Origin of the sequence: Streptomyces sp. NPDC001890 (genome assembly GCF_042891445.1) — a bacterium.
Taxonomy (GTDB): Bacteria; Actinomycetota; Actinomycetes; order Streptomycetales; family Streptomycetaceae; genus Streptomyces.
Map to the genome: position 1 here is coordinate 32,926 of NZ_JBIATE010000040.1, position 13,207 is coordinate 46,132.

Below are 13,207 nucleotides of genomic sequence, written 5' to 3' on the forward strand. Positions count from 1 at the left end.
GGTAGTGAGAAGACCGTCGCCTCAGCCCCGTACGTCTCAATGACCCCGCACGGAGGAACCCATGGCACTGCGCCCGCACCGCCGATCCATGATCCTGGGAGCCCTCCTGCTGCTCACGGCGGTGGCGGGCTGCAGTGGGGGCGCCGCGGGCGAACGGGCCGGCGGTGGCGACGAGCTGACGGTGTGGCTGACGGTCGACGCCCGGGAGAGCTGGCCGGAGCTGGTCGCCTCCGCCAACGCCCGCTTCGCGAAGAAGCACCCCGGGGTCGAGGTGGACGTCCAGTACCAGCAGTGGACGACGAAGAACCAGAAACTCGACGCGGTCCTCGCGGGCCGGAACGTGCCCGACGTGGTCGAGATGGGCAACAGCGAGACCACCAACTACATCGTCAACGGTGCCTTCGCACCGCTCGACCCGAAGAGCTTCGACCGCTCCGGGCAGTGGCTGCCCGCCCTCGCCGACGCCTGTCGCGACGAGGGCCGGACATACTGCGTGCCGTACTACGCGGGAGCCCGTGTCGGTGTCTACCGCACCGACTACTTCCAGCGCGCCGGCCTCACCCGCGCACCGCGCACGTACCCCGAGCTGATCTCCGCCCTGGACCGGCTCAAGAAGCAGTTCGGTGCCAAGGACCCGGGCTTCTCGGCCTTCTACATGCCCGGCCGCTACTGGTACGCCGCCATGGGCTTCGTCAAGGACGCCGGCGGCGAGATGGCGGTCGAGAAGGACGGCCGCTGGCAGGGCGCGCTCTCCTCGCCGAAGTCCGTCGCCGGGCTCACCGCCTGGAAGAAGCTCCTGGACGACTACTACGTCGGTGACCGGGCGAAGGACAACGGGGACCAGCCCGCCGTCGTCGGTCAGGGCAAGGTCGGCGTCTTCTACGGCAACACCTGGGAGGCCGAGGCGGCGGCCGACGCCCGCTCCGGCGGCGACCCGCGACTCAAGGGCAAGTTCGCCACCTTCGCCTTCCCCGGCCCGTCCGGACAGCTGCTCCCGCCGTTCCTCGGCGGCTCCACCCTTGCCGTGCCCGTCAAATCCAAGAACCAGGACCTGGCGAACGACTGGATCCGCCTCTTCACCGACCGGAAGTCGCAGCAGCAGCTGATCGCGGCCAACACCCTGCCCAACAACACCGTCCAGCTCGCGGATGTCGCTGCCAGCGGCATAAACGGTCCGGCCGCCCAGGCCGCCACGCGCGGCTGGGTCACTCCCCTCGCACCCGGCTGGACCTCGGTGGAGAAGTCCAACGTCCTGCCCGAGATGCTGGAACGTATCGCCACCGGCAAGGCGTCCGTGGCGGACGCCGCGCGGGAAGCGGACCGCAGGATCGACGCCGTGGTCAATGAGCGCTGATCCGGCCGGGCGCAGGCTGCGCCCCCTCCTGCCCTATCTGCTGATCGCCCCGGCCCTGCTCGCCCTGCTCGTGGTCCTCGGCTATCCGCTGGTCGACATGGTGACCCTGGCCTTCCAGGACATGACCCGCAAGGAGCTGTTCAGCGGCACGGCGCCGCCCTGGGCCGGGCTGCGGCAGTTCCGGACGATCCTCGGCGACGGGTTCTTCTGGACGGTGACGGCCCGCACGGCCCTGTTCACCCTCGTCTGCGTCACCCTCACCATGGCGCTCGGCCTGCTCACCGCCCTGCTGATGCGGCTGGTGTCCCCGTGGGTCCGCGCCGTCCTCGCCGGGATCCTCGTCGCGGTGTGGGCGATGCCCGTGATGGTCGCGGCGGCCATCTTCCGTTGGCTCTTCGACGCGGACTACGGTGTCGTCAACTGGCTGCTCTCGACGCTGCCCGGCCTCGATCTCGCCCGGCACAACTGGTTCACCGACCCGTTGCAGGGCTTCGCCGTGATCACCGCCGTCGTCGTCTGGGGCGCGCTGCCCTTCGCCGCGATCAGCCTGCACGCGGCGCTCGCCCAGATCCCGCCGGAGCTGGAGGAGGCCGCCCTCATCGACGGCGCCCGCCCCTCCCAGGTCTTCCGGTACGTCACCTTCCCGGCGATCAAACCCCTGTTCGTGATGGTCACCACCCTGATGTCGATCTGGGACTTCGGTGTCTTCAACCAGATCTGGCTGATGCGCGGCGGCCAGCCCGAGCGCGAGTACTACCTGCTCGGCGTGTACTCCTTCATCGAGTCCTTCGCCGTCAACCGCTACAGCGCCGGGGCCGCGATCGCCCTGGTCACCGTCGTACTGCTGCTCGCCGGGGCCGTGCTGTACCTGCGGCAGATGCTGCGGCTGGGGGAGGTCGAATGAGCGCGGTGCGCAAGCGGCCGGGGCCGGGCACGGGGCCGCGTCGCGGGTCCCGGCGCCGTTACGACGTCCTCGGCCTCCTCGTGGCCGCCGCCATCGGCTTCCCGGTCTACTGGATGGTCATCACCGCGTTCCGGCCGGCGACCGAGATCCTCAGCCTGCCGCCCGAGTTCTGGCCGGCCCATCCCACCCTCGCCAATTTCGCCCGTGCGATGCGCACGGAGACCTTCTGGTCCAACGTCCGCTCCAGTGCCGTCATCGGTCTCGGCACCGTCCTCGTCTCGCTCCTGGTCGGCACCCTCGCCGCGTTCGCCCTCTCCCGGTTCCGCTTCGCCGGCCGCAAGGCGTTCGTCGTGGTGATCCTCACCGTCCAGATGATCCCGCTCGCCGCCCTCGTCATCCCCGTCTATCTGCTCCTGAACGAGGCGGGCCTCACCGACAGTCTCGGCGGCGTGATCCTCGTCTACCTCGTCTTCACGCTGCCGTTCACCGTGTGGATGCTGCACGGCTTCATCTCGGCGATCCCGGTCGAGCTCGAAGAGGCGGCGATGGTCGACGGCTGCGGCCGCTTCGGCGCCTTCGTCCGCGTCGTCCTGCCGCTGCTCGCCCCCGGGCTCGTCGCCACCTCCGTCTTCGCCATGGTGCAGGCGTGGAACGAGTACGTCCTCGTCTACGTCCTGCTGTCCACCCCTGAGAAGCAGACCCTCAGCATCTGGCTGGTCTCCTTCCAGACCAGCTTCGGCACCGACTACGGCGGGCTGATGGCGGGCGCCACGCTCACCGCCCTGCCCGTGGTCGTGTTCTTCCTGGCCGTCCAGCGCAAGATCGCCGCGGGGCTGGCCACCGGCGCGGTCAAGGGCTGAACGAAGCCCGGCCACAACCGGTGCGCCCCGCCGACGACACCCCGTACACCCCGCAGAGGAGAGCCCTGTGACGCACGACCGCCTCGACCTCGTCTCCAAGCTCTACCAGCCCTCGGGCTGGCCCCGGATCCTCCAGGCCGCCTCCGGCTCGCCCTCCCGCGCCCCGCTCGTCGTGGACCTGGACCCGACCACGTTCTGCGACCTGGCCTGCCCCGAGTGCATCAGCGGAAAGCTCCTCAACCAGGGCCGGTTCACCCCGGACCGGCTCGCCGCCCTCGCCGAGGAACTCGTCGCGCTGTCCGTCCGGGCGGTCGTCCTGATAGGCGGCGGGGAACCCCTCGCCCATCGCGGCACCCGCAAGGTATTACGCATCCTCGGCGAGGCGGGCCTGGCCGTCGGGGTCGTCACCAACGGCACGATGATCAAGCAGAACCTCGCCGAGCTCGCCCGGTACGCCACCTGGGTCCGCGTCTCCGTCGACGCCGGCACCGCCGAGACGTACGGCCTGTTCCGGCCGGACCGCAAGGGCCGCAGCGTCTTCGACAAGGTGATCGGGAACATGCGGCTGCTCGCCGCCGAGAAGACCGGAGCGCTCGGCTACTCCTTCCTCGTGATGTCGCGCCGGGAACCGGACGGGCGGACCGTCGCCAATCACCACGAGGTGCTGCGCGCCGCCGAACTCGCCCACGACATCGGCTGCGACTACTTCGAGACCAAGGCCATGTTCGACGACGACCACCACGTCGTACAGGTCCCGCAGGAGATGCTGGACTCGGTCGACCGCCAGCTCGCCGAGGCCGCCCGGCTGGAGAGCGACCGGTTCCAGCTCGTGAACTCCTCCACGCTCACCTCCCTGCGCAGCCACGTCGGCCCCGTCCAGCCCAAGGAGTACGACCGCTGCCGGGTCGCCGAACTCCGCACCCTCATCACCCCCTCCGGGGTGTACGTGTGCGCCTACCACCGGGGCAACCCGCTCGCCCGCATCGGCGACGCCGTCACCGACGACCTCGCCACCATCTGGCAGGACTCCGACCGCGGGATCGTCGACCCGAGCCGGGACTGCCGGTTCCACTGCGCGCGCCACGGCTCCAACCTGGAGCTGGAGCGCATCGCCCGCGGAACCGGCGAGCTCCCGCCGACGGAGGACTACGACCCGTTCCTCTAGACCGTGTCGGCCGGCACCGGGGCCCGGCGGGTGCCCGGTGCCGCCGTGGTGGGCAGGGCACGGGCCCCCGGATGGGAGACGCGTAGCGCCCGCTCCAGGCACCGCACCCGTTCCGCGGTCTCCTCCGCCCGGCAGACACCGACCAGCGCACCGCCTCCGCCGGCCCCGCTCAGCTTCAGCGGCAGGCCGGCGGAGCGCAGCGCGACCCTTCGCAGCTCCTCCAGGAGCGGCGTCGACATCCGCTGGTGGTCCCGCATGGCTGCGTGGGCGTCGGTCATCGCGGCCCCGAGCCCGGCCAGATCCCTGCCGCGCAGCGCCTCCCACACGCGGCCCGACGCCTCGTCGGCCGCGCGCCGGTACGCGGCGAGCGCCGGGTCACCGGCGGCGAGCTGCGCCCGTACGTCCCGGATGTGGTGCCTGGTGTCCTTGTGGGTGCCGGAGTCCACGACGACCACCCGCCACTCGGCCGGGAGGTCCAGCCGTTCCCGTACGGCCGGAAGCCCTTGCGCGCGGCCGTCGAGAAGGAGCGCGCCGCCCTCGACGACGGCGAGGTGGTCCATGCCGCCGCCGTTGAAGACGGCGAACTCGAACTCGTACGCCCACTGCGCGATCGTGGTGTCGGGGACGCGCCGCCCGGAGAGCGACGCGTCCGTGAACGCCCGGAACAGCGCCACGATCCGTGCCGTCGACGACGAGAGACCGCTCGCCGCGGGAGCCTCGCTGCGCACGGTGACGGCGGGCGGGTGTGCGGCGAGGCCGGGCAGCCGCTCGCGCAGGAACGTCCACACCCCCCGCCGCCAGCTGTCCTCGGTCTCCCCGTCGGGAACGGGGCCGGGCACGACCTCCGCGGTCGTCATCAGGCCGAGCGCGAGACTCACCGAGCGGCCCCCGCCGAGCCAGTCCAGGTCCTCGCCGGACAGGCAGGCCCGGCAGGGAACCACCGCGCGTATCGGATGTGTGGCATTCACCGTGCCTGGAACCTTCCCTCCGTGCGGAACCTCTCGTACATGGACAGCACCACCTCCGTCGGCGGGTGCAGTGGCCGGGGCGGAGCGTCGAGCGGCCGGAAGAGTGCCTGGCGCACCTCGTCGGCGCCGGGCGTGAGCGTCCCCGACCAGCGCCGGGCGAAGAAGCACAGCGCGAAGCAGTGCGTCACGTCCCCGTTCGGGTAGGTGAGGGTGTGCACCCGCGGATCGGAGAGCGACCCGAACGCCACCAGGTCGTCCCGTTCCACCCGCAGTCCGGTCTCCTCGGCGACCTCCCGCACGGCCGCGTCGACGAAGTCGCCGCCCTCCTCGCAGGCACCGGCCGGCAGTTCCCAGACCCCGTTGTCCACGCGCTGCTGGAACAGCCCCCGGCCCTCGGGGTCGAGCAGGAGCACCTGCGCACCGGGCACGAGGAGCATCCTGGAGCCGACTTCCTGACGCAACGACCAGATGTAGGAACCGGCATGACTCATGTCGTACGTGTCGCCTCCGTCGCCGTCCCCGCGGGCCCGTCGTCGGGCAGCGTCTCATGCCCCGCCTCGTCGGCCAGCCAGCGCGGCGTGGCGTCCGGCGTGGCGAGCAGCCATCGCACGTAGCGCTCCACGCCCTCACGGACCCCGATGCCCGCCTGCCAGCGCAGCAGTTCCCTGGAGTGTTCGACCGAGGCGTAGCCGCCGAGCGGGTCCCCCTCGGGGCGCGGGGTGGTGATCCGCCGCGCGCCGGGGAAGTACGGGGCGATCAGGTCGGCCACTTCCTTGACCGAAGTGGGCCTGCCGGTACCGACGTTGACGGTCTGTCCGGCCATCCGGTCCTCGGTCAGGGCGAGTGCGGTGGCCTCGGCCACGTCGTCGACGTGGATGAGGTCGCGGACCTGGATCCCGCCGCCGTTGAGGCGCATCGGCCGGCCGAGGCGGGCCTGGAGCGAGAGCCAGGGCACCATCCAGGAGTGGCTGCCGGGCTTGGGGATCTGGGGCTCGCCGTACACGGAGAAGTAACGCACCACCGCGTACTCGGTGCCACTGGAGGCGCCGAGCATCAGCCGGGTCTGGTGCTCGGCCCAGAGCTTGCAGTTCGCGTACACGGAGACCGGGTGCAGGGGCATGTCCTCGTGGAAGACCTGCGGCCCCTCGATGCCGGGCACGCCGTCGCCGTACACGGAGGCGGAGGAGACCAGTACGAGCCTGCGGAGCGGGTGGCGGGCGGCCTGTTCCAGGACGACCTGGGTGCCCTCCACGTTGGCGCGGAAGGCGATGTCGGGGCGCCGGGTGCAGGCGGCGACATCCGCGTAGGCGGCCGCGTGCACCACGAAGTCGGCCTCGCGCAGCAGCCCGCCGACGACCGCGGCGTCGCGGACGTCGCCCACGACGAGGCGTGCGCCGCTGCGCGCCACCCCGAAGGTCGCGTGCCCCGACTCGGGGTAGGCGTCCATCCGGTCCAGGACGGTGACGACGGCTCCGGCGCTCCGCAGCAGCGCGACCAGCCGGCTGCCGACGAGTCCGCCGCCGCCGGTCACCACGACGCGGGCGTCGCGGAGCTGTTCGAGCCGGGAGCGGACGCTCTCCTGGTTGGCGGTGGAGCCCTCGGCGACGGTCAAGGAGGGTAACGCGGGCATGGAAGCCTCTTTCCGGCGTCAGGGGGTGTAGGCGTTGCTCGGCGTGCGAGCGCAAGCATCGTCGGGCCCGTCGCATGCCCGCCAGAGGGCGATTTCGGCACTCTTGCGGGCCGTGCGAGCCATCCGTACTGTCCGGATCCGGCTGGTGGGCACATGGGTGCAGGGCAGGCCCGGACAGAGGGAGGACGTATGGCGCGTCAACGGCTCAGCGCAGTGGTCATGACCCATCCCAAGCGCCGCGCGGCGGCCGAGAAACTGGCGTTGAGCGCGCCGTCCGGCCTTCTGCGGGTCGTCATGGACCCGGACCCCACCGGGACTCCGTCGGTGCTGCGCACCGCGCTGGCCGCGTGGTCGTCGATCGAGGACGGGGCCACACATCAACTGGTGATCCAGGACGACATGGTGTTGTCCGATTCCTTCTTCGACCGGGTCCGGTGCGCGATCGAGGAGTTGCCCGACTCGGCGCTCGCCCTGTTCGCCCTCTGGGACTCCCGCAACGGGGCGGCCGTGCGGTTCGGGGCGATGGCGGGTGCCCGCTGGGTCGGTGCCGTCAACGAGTACTTCCCCTGTGTGGCGATCGTTCTGCCGCGCCGGGTCGCCGAGGGTTTCGTCGCATACGGCAGGAAACGGCTCGGCGGCTGGCCCGACGACATCCTGATGTACCGCTATCTGTGTGCCAGCGGTGTGCCGCGCCATGTCGCCGTGCCGAACCTCGCCGAGCACGAGGACCGCGGCTCGATCTCCGGGAACGCGTTCCGCGGCCCGCGCCGCTCGGTCTGCTTCCTGCCGGAGGACGGGGCCGGGGACGAGGGCCGGACCCTGACCGGTCTGACGGTGATCCCGTTCTTCAAGTACGGCGTCGCGAAGTGCGCGGTACGGGTCGCCGGCCCCGGCCCGGAGCGGTGGCTGCACCTGGACGCGGAGCAGTACCTGCGCGGCGCCGGTCTCTCGCCCGCGCTGCTCCGTCCGCCCGGCGGCGGCGCGGGGCAGGCGGATGTGCGAGGGACCTGGCTGACGGCTGTCGCGATGGGGTTCGAGGCGGCCCGCGCCGGATTCGCGGTGCCGCCCGAGGCGTCCGGGGCGTACGCGGAGGCGGTGGCGACGATCGGTCCGGGCGGCATCAGCAACACCAGTACGGAGGAACACATCGCGCGGCGCCGCGAGCCCCTGGCCGAGGTGGCGCGGCGGGCGCTTTGGGCCGGGCACGAGGCAGCCGCCGGGCACCGGCCGCGGTCCTGTCGGCCGGGCGGCCCGGTGTGGCGCGGGGCGGCGACCCCGCTCGGCGAACACCTCGTGCGCAGGCTGGCGGACCGGGAGGAGCGGTCGGCCGCGGTGATCGACCTCACGCGGCTCGACTGCGCCGAACCGGAGGTGACGATCCGTCCGCAGGGCGACCCCGTCCCGTACCGCCTGGTCGTGGGTGAGGTGTACGGCCCCGGCTGCTCGCGCGACAGCCGGGTCGGCCGCATGGTGTGGGAGGCGCTGCGGAGCCGCCCCGTCGTGGTCGAGGGCGATCCGGACGCCGAGGTGCATCCGGTGTACGTGGACGATCTCGCCGACGCGATCGAGGCCGTGCTCCGGACCCGGCCGGAACCACACGTCCTCACGGTCGCGCCGGAGAAGCCGTGCACGGCGGCCGAGTTGGCACAGGCCGTGCACGAGGCCGTACGGCCCGTGCCGGTGCGGACCGGGGACGGGGCCGTTGCCGGGTCCGGGAACGGGCGGCCTGTCCCGGCGGACGCGGTGCGACCGCCCGGCTGGACGCCCGCGACGGGTCTGGCACGCGGACTGCACGCCTTCGCCCAGTGGCTCGCCTATGAGGGCGTACTGCACGCCGAGGACTGACCCGGCGAGACGCTGCCGGATCCCCGGCAGGGCTCGACGCGCAGCCCCCGGGAGTGCGCACCGGGCCCTGTGGTCGGGGATCGGCGGCGGGGCCTACTCGGCCGCGTCGGCCCCGGACCCTGACCCGGCACCCGACTTGGTATCGGCCCCGGCCTCCGCCCCTGGCTCCGGCCGGCGGATCGAGCAGACCAGCGCGTTGTCCTTCACGTCGGCGACGACGGTGTCGCCCGGTTCCGCTTCGTCGCTCAGCAGCAGGGAGGCGATGCGGTTGTCGAGTTCGGTCTGGATCGTGCGGCGCAGCGGGCGGGCGCCGAACTCCGGCTGGTGGCCGTGCGCGACGAGGAGCTTCTTCGCTGCCTCGGTGATCTCCAGCTCCATGCCCTGGGCCCGTACGCGGCGTTTGCTGCCGTCCAGCATCAGGTCGACGATGAGGCCGAGGTCGTCCTTGTCGAGGCCGTGGAAGATGATCGTCTCGTCGACACGGTTGAGGAACTCCGGCGGGAAGTGCCCCCGCAGGTCGCCCATGAGGTCGTCGCGGATCTCGGAGACATCGCCCTTGTGGGCGAGGATGCGCTGGGCACCGATGTTGGACGTCATGATGACGACGGTGTGGCGGAAGTCCACCGTCCGTCCCTGTGCGTCGGTCAGGCGTCCGTCGTCGAGTACCTGCAACAGCGTGTTGAAGACGTCCGGGTGGGCCTTCTCCACCTCGTCGAACAGGAGCACGCTGTACGGCTGGCGGCGTACCTTCTCCGTCAGCTGGCCGGCCTCCTCGTGGCCCACGTATCCGGGCGGTGCGCCGACGAGCCGCGAGACGGTGTGCTTCTCCTGGAACTCGCTCATGTCGAAGCGGACCATGCGGTGCTCGTCGCCGAAGAGCAACTCGGCCAGCGCCTTGGCGAGTTCGGTCTTGCCCACACCGGTGGGGCCGAGGAAGAGGAAGGAGCCGACGGGGCGGTCGGGGTCGCCCATTCCGGCCCGGTTGCGGCGCACCGCCTGGGCGATCGCGGTGACCGCCTCGTCCTGGCCGACCACGCGGGAGTGCAGGGCATCCTCCAGCTTGAGGAGCTTCTCCTTCTCGCTGGCGGTGAGCTGCGTGACCGGGATACCGGTGCGGCGGGAGACGACATCGGCGATGTCCGCGGTGGTGACGTCCATGACGCCCTCACGGCGTTCCTCGATGCCCGCGAGCTCGCCCTCGGTCTCCGCGATCTGCGTCTTCAGCCCGGATGCCTTCTCGAAGTCCTCGGAGGCGACCGCCTCGTCCTTCTCCCGTTTCAGCTTGGCGAGCCGGTCCTCGCGGGAGACGACTTCGGTGGACCGGCCGAGCGAGCGCAGCCGAACCCTGGCACCCGCCTGGTCCATGAGGTCGATGGCCTTGTCCGGCAGGAAGCGGTCGCTGATGTAGCGGTCGGACAGCTCGGCCGCCGCCACCAGGGCGTCGTCGGCGAAGCGGACCTGGTGGTGGGCCTCGTAGGAGTCCCGCAGGCCCTCCAGGATCTGGATGGTCTCCTCGACCGTCGGCTCGGGCACCATGACGGGCTGGAAGCGGCGCTCCAGTGCGGCGTCCTTCTCGATGTGCTTGCGGTACTCGTCGATGGTCGTCGCGCCGACGACATGCAGCTCACCGCGGGCCAGAGCGGGTTTGAGCATGTTGCCCGCGTCCATCGCGCCCTCGCCGGACGCCCCGGCGCCGACGACGGTGTGCAGTTCGTCGATGAACAGGATCGTCGAGTCCGCGGCGGCGCTGACCTCCTCGATGACGTTCTTGAGCCGTTCCTCGAACTGGCCGCGGTACTGGGAGCCCGCCACCAGGCCGGAGAGGTCCAGGGCGATCACCCGCTTGTCCTTGAGGGTGCGCGGGACGTCCCCGGCCACGACGCGCTGGGCGATTCCCTCCACGATCGCGGTCTTGCCGACCCCGGGTTCGCCGATCAGCACGGGGTTGTTCTTCGAGCGCCGGGAGAGGACCTCCACGGTCTGCTCGATCTCCTCGGCCCGGCCGACCACGGGGTCGAGTTTCCCGGCCTTCGCCTCTTCGGTCAGGTCCCGTCCGTACTGGTCGAGCGTGGGGGTGTCGCTGGTTCTGCCCGCCGGGGTGCCCTCGGCCCGTGCCGCGTTCTCCGCCTCGCGCCGCAGTCTGCCGGTGTCCGTGCCGTAGGAGCCGAGCAGTCTGGCCGCACCGGACTCCGGTGTGTCCAGCAGCGCGCCGAGGATGTGCTCGGGTCCGATGTAGGAGACACCGGCTGCCTGGGAACGCTCGTAGGCCTGCAGCAGCACACGCTTGGCGGACGGCGTCAGGCTCGGCTCGGCGGACGGTGTGGCGCTCTCCCCCGGCAGGACTTGCGCGATCCGTTTGGCCAGCTCGTCGGGGTTGGCGCCGGCCTGTTCGAGCAGGGTGCGTGCCGGGTCCACCTGGGTGGCCGCCCACAGCAGATGCTCGGTGTCCAGGTCCCGGCTGCCGTCCTCGGTCGCGCGGGTGGTCGCCCGGCCTATGAGCTCGCGCGCCGATTCGGTCAGCAGCCGCCCGATGGGAACCCGCTGCACCTGTGGCGGTGAGGACGCCGGGGACATCCCGAAGAACCGGTTGAGCAGCTCGTTGAAGGGGTCCGGGCCGCCGAAGGAGCCGAAGGAGGACATGGTCATGGTCACCGTCCAGTGAGTGCGGGTGAGGGGGAGAGCACGAGCGGCAGGCACGCCTGCCGGGATCGCCCTGCGCCGGACACGGACGTGGGCCGCCCGGGGCCCACGGATCGTCGCGGTCGCCTCGTGGCCCCCATCGGGCAGGTGATTTCACTAGACCAACGCCCACCCCGTCCCGCAACGGCGCGGACGATCGCGTATCCGCCGCCACCGTCGCGCGGCACGCCGTCACGGACCTCCGGGCCCGTTGACGGACCGGCCGGGGATCCGCCGTTCGGGTGATACCCGGACCGACCGTGCCGCACCGCGCGGGCGGCGGCCCCGGCAGGTCGCCTCGCCGACCGCCCGGACGCCGCCAAGACTTGCGCCATGAGCACCAACGAAAAGGCGGAGGATCTCAAGGGCGGACCCGGCCACATGATCCTGCTGGCGGTCGTCTTCGCCGTGCCCGTCCTCAAGCCGGCCTGGACGCTCGGCGGCGGGGGTGAGGCGAGCGAGGCGCTGGTCGCCACGAGGTCGTGAACGGCCTGAACTGCCAGGTCTCCGAGGACGACGTGGTGCGTGCGCCGTGGTGGCGCGCCTGAACACCGTCGCAGTCGAGGATCACCAGTTCGACAGGGACCACGAGCCATGGACGGAAGCCCAGTCGACCGGTCCAGGCGGCAAGCCACGGAGGACCGGCAGCCACCGGGCACGTTGACTCGCGGCGTCCAGTTTCGGACATGCGGAGGGTGGCCTTACTCCGCGCCGGAGGCGCCGTGTTCACGAATCCGCGCCCGGGGGTCGCGTCGCGAACGAGGCGCGTTCGCCGACGCGGCGGTCTCCTGTGGGCCGTGCCTGTTGACCACCGCCGTACGGAGCGGGCCGACGGACCCCGGCTGACACACCGTCACCAATGCCGTCCCCATGACCCTTGGACCTGACGCGTTCTATTTCCGGATTTCTACGTTCTTGTCAGTGACATACGCCACGCTGAACACATACCGCCCAACACCGGCTTGGAGGCCAGTAGTGGACGCCCAGGACCTCGCGCAGCTCGCCGACAAAGAGTTCGAGCAGATTCTCACCTCGAACATTCACCCGCCCACCCGCGACGCCAGAACATGGGCGGCGATCACTCACCCCGACAATCTGCCGCGCGCCCGGAAGATCCTCACGCATGTCCACGAGCGCACCGCGAGCGTTCTGCGCCGCCGCAAGACCGAGCGCGAGGAGTTCCGCGTCGAGTGCTTCGCGCGGGGTGAGGCGGGCAAGCGTGAATGGTTCGCCACCCGGGCCGAGTTCGAATCGCTGCGGCGCCGCACCGCGAACTTCCACCAGCGTGTCCAGCGAGCCATCTCCGAGCTGGGCCAGGAGCAGCGGAACGTGAACCGGGCGCAGAGCCTCAGCTCCGGTCAGCAGAGCCGGGAGACGCTCCGTGAACTGGCTGTTGCCGTACAACGCCACCAGGCGGTCCACGCCCGCAACGGCGGCGGCGCCGAGCCGGCCGACCACGAGCTGTGGCGGCATCTGGACCGGCTGACCGTGCCCACGGGCCCCGGGCAGGATCCGACGACGCTCCGCACGATGCTCAGCATCTACTGGACCGACGTGCATCCGCTCGATGACGATCCGGAGCCCCGGACGAGGACCGAGCACATCACCCACAGCGCTCCCGCGGCCCCGCCGCCGGCCCACTGCTGTGTGCCGCACGCCCGGCGCGTTCAGGGCCGGGAGGACCGCACGACGTAGCCGCGGGCCCTGCCCCCCCGTTACCGTTTTCGTGGCTCCGCAACGGGGCCTCCGGCCTTCGGGTCCGGCATGACTTCCCCCTCCTGTTGCGGTTGATGATCCGGGGG

At 71.4% G+C, this 13,207-nt stretch carries 11 protein-coding genes; 7 read left to right on the forward strand and 4 right to left on the reverse strand.

All coding sequences use genetic code 11. The annotated features are described in order from the left end of the window. The first annotated feature begins 61 nt into the window (after window positions 1–61). The 4 genes from ACFYY1_RS40155 (at window position 62) to ACFYY1_RS40170 (ending at window position 4,283) form a co-directional block, all read left to right on the forward strand. Window positions 62–1,354 carry an extracellular solute-binding protein gene (locus ACFYY1_RS40155; RefSeq protein WP_388594787.1) on the forward strand — a complete coding sequence of 431 codons (1,293 nt, stop codon included), beginning with the start codon at window positions 62–64 and terminating at the stop codon, window positions 1,352–1,354. Beyond that, entirely contained in the window at window positions 1,344–2,258 is a 915-nt protein-coding gene (locus ACFYY1_RS40160) for a carbohydrate ABC transporter permease (protein ID WP_388594789.1), read from the forward strand. The genes ACFYY1_RS40155 and ACFYY1_RS40160 overlap by 11 nt, the downstream gene beginning before the upstream one ends. Continuing rightward, window positions 2,255–3,118 carry a carbohydrate ABC transporter permease gene (locus tag ACFYY1_RS40165; protein WP_388594791.1) on the forward strand — a complete coding sequence of 288 codons (864 nt, stop codon included), beginning with the start codon at window positions 2,255–2,257 and terminating at the stop codon, window positions 3,116–3,118. Before ACFYY1_RS40160 ends, ACFYY1_RS40165 begins: the two co-directional genes overlap by 4 nt. Window positions 3,119–3,185: 67 nt before the next feature. Beyond that, complete coding sequence (locus ACFYY1_RS40170) at window positions 3,186–4,283, forward strand: radical SAM protein (RefSeq protein WP_388594792.1); 1,098 nt, start codon at window positions 3,186–3,188, stop codon at window positions 4,281–4,283. Here ACFYY1_RS40170 and ACFYY1_RS40175 read toward each other — a convergent pair. From ACFYY1_RS40175 to ACFYY1_RS40185, 3 genes are read right to left on the reverse strand one after another with little or no spacing between them, the layout of a single operon-like run. Then, window positions 4,280–5,251: a mevalonate kinase gene (locus ACFYY1_RS40175; protein ID WP_388594794.1), complete on the reverse strand. Its 972-nt coding sequence runs from the start codon at window positions 5,249–5,251 to the stop codon at window positions 4,280–4,282. The two genes, ACFYY1_RS40170 and ACFYY1_RS40175, sit on opposite strands and share 4 nt — an antisense overlap. Beyond that, the gene (locus ACFYY1_RS40180) at window positions 5,248–5,742 is read right to left on the reverse strand and encodes an NUDIX domain-containing protein (protein WP_388594796.1); all 495 of its coding nucleotides are present in this window, start codon (window positions 5,740–5,742) and stop codon (window positions 5,248–5,250) included. Before ACFYY1_RS40180 ends, ACFYY1_RS40175 begins: the two co-directional genes overlap by 4 nt. Next, window positions 5,739–6,881, reverse strand: coding sequence for an NAD-dependent epimerase/dehydratase family protein (locus ACFYY1_RS40185; RefSeq protein ID WP_388594798.1), 1,143 nt, complete (start codon window positions 6,879–6,881; stop codon window positions 5,739–5,741). Before ACFYY1_RS40185 ends, ACFYY1_RS40180 begins: the two co-directional genes overlap by 4 nt. Before the next feature lie 189 nt (window positions 6,882–7,070). Here ACFYY1_RS40185 and ACFYY1_RS40190 point away from each other — a divergent pair, with 189 nt between their 5' ends. After that, the gene (locus ACFYY1_RS40190; protein ID WP_388594800.1) at window positions 7,071–8,726 is read left to right on the forward strand and encodes an NAD-dependent epimerase/dehydratase family protein; all 1,656 of its coding nucleotides are present in this window, start codon (window positions 7,071–7,073) and stop codon (window positions 8,724–8,726) included. Window positions 8,727–8,819: 93 nt separating this feature from the next. On the opposite strand, the gene ACFYY1_RS40195 is transcribed toward ACFYY1_RS40190, so the two are convergent. Beyond that, entirely contained in the window at window positions 8,820–11,372 is a 2,553-nt protein-coding gene (locus ACFYY1_RS40195; RefSeq protein WP_388594802.1) for an ATP-dependent Clp protease ATP-binding subunit, read from the reverse strand. Between the two features lie 366 nt (window positions 11,373–11,738). On the opposite strand from ACFYY1_RS40195, the gene ACFYY1_RS40200 reads away from it, so the two are divergent. Both ACFYY1_RS40200 and ACFYY1_RS40205 read left to right on the forward strand, forming a co-directional pair. Beyond that, the gene (locus tag ACFYY1_RS40200; RefSeq protein ID WP_388594803.1) at window positions 11,739–11,891 is read left to right on the forward strand and encodes a hypothetical protein; all 153 of its coding nucleotides are present in this window, start codon (window positions 11,739–11,741) and stop codon (window positions 11,889–11,891) included. 489 nt (window positions 11,892–12,380) lie between these two features. Then, window positions 12,381–13,100, forward strand: coding sequence for a hypothetical protein (locus ACFYY1_RS40205; RefSeq protein ID WP_388594805.1), 720 nt, complete (start codon window positions 12,381–12,383; stop codon window positions 13,098–13,100). Window positions 13,101–13,207: the final 107 nt, after the last annotated feature.

What these genes read in the sequence shown, in the direction of transcription:
- ACFYY1_RS40155 (WP_388594787.1), top strand. Translation starts at nt 62, where the DNA reads ATGGCACTGCGCCCGCACCGCCGATCCATGATCCTGGGAGCCCTCCTG.
- ACFYY1_RS40160 (WP_388594789.1), top strand. Translation starts at nt 1,344, where the DNA reads ATGAGCGCTGATCCGGCCGGGCGCAGGCTGCGCCCCCTCCTGCCCTAT.
- ACFYY1_RS40165 (WP_388594791.1), top strand. Translation starts at nt 2,255, where the DNA reads ATGAGCGCGGTGCGCAAGCGGCCGGGGCCGGGCACGGGGCCGCGTCGC.
- ACFYY1_RS40180 (WP_388594796.1), bottom strand. Translation starts at nt 5,742, where the DNA reads ATGAGTCATGCCGGTTCCTACATCTGGTCGTTGCGTCAGGAAGTCGGC.
- ACFYY1_RS40185 (WP_388594798.1), bottom strand. Translation starts at nt 6,881, where the DNA reads ATGCCCGCGTTACCCTCCTTGACCGTCGCCGAGGGCTCCACCGCCAAC.
- ACFYY1_RS40190 (WP_388594800.1), top strand. Translation starts at nt 7,071, where the DNA reads ATGGCGCGTCAACGGCTCAGCGCAGTGGTCATGACCCATCCCAAGCGC.
- ACFYY1_RS40195 (WP_388594802.1), bottom strand. Translation starts at nt 11,372, where the DNA reads ATGACCATGTCCTCCTTCGGCTCCTTCGGCGGCCCGGACCCCTTCAAC.
- ACFYY1_RS40200 (WP_388594803.1), top strand. Translation starts at nt 11,739, where the DNA reads ATGAGCACCAACGAAAAGGCGGAGGATCTCAAGGGCGGACCCGGCCAC.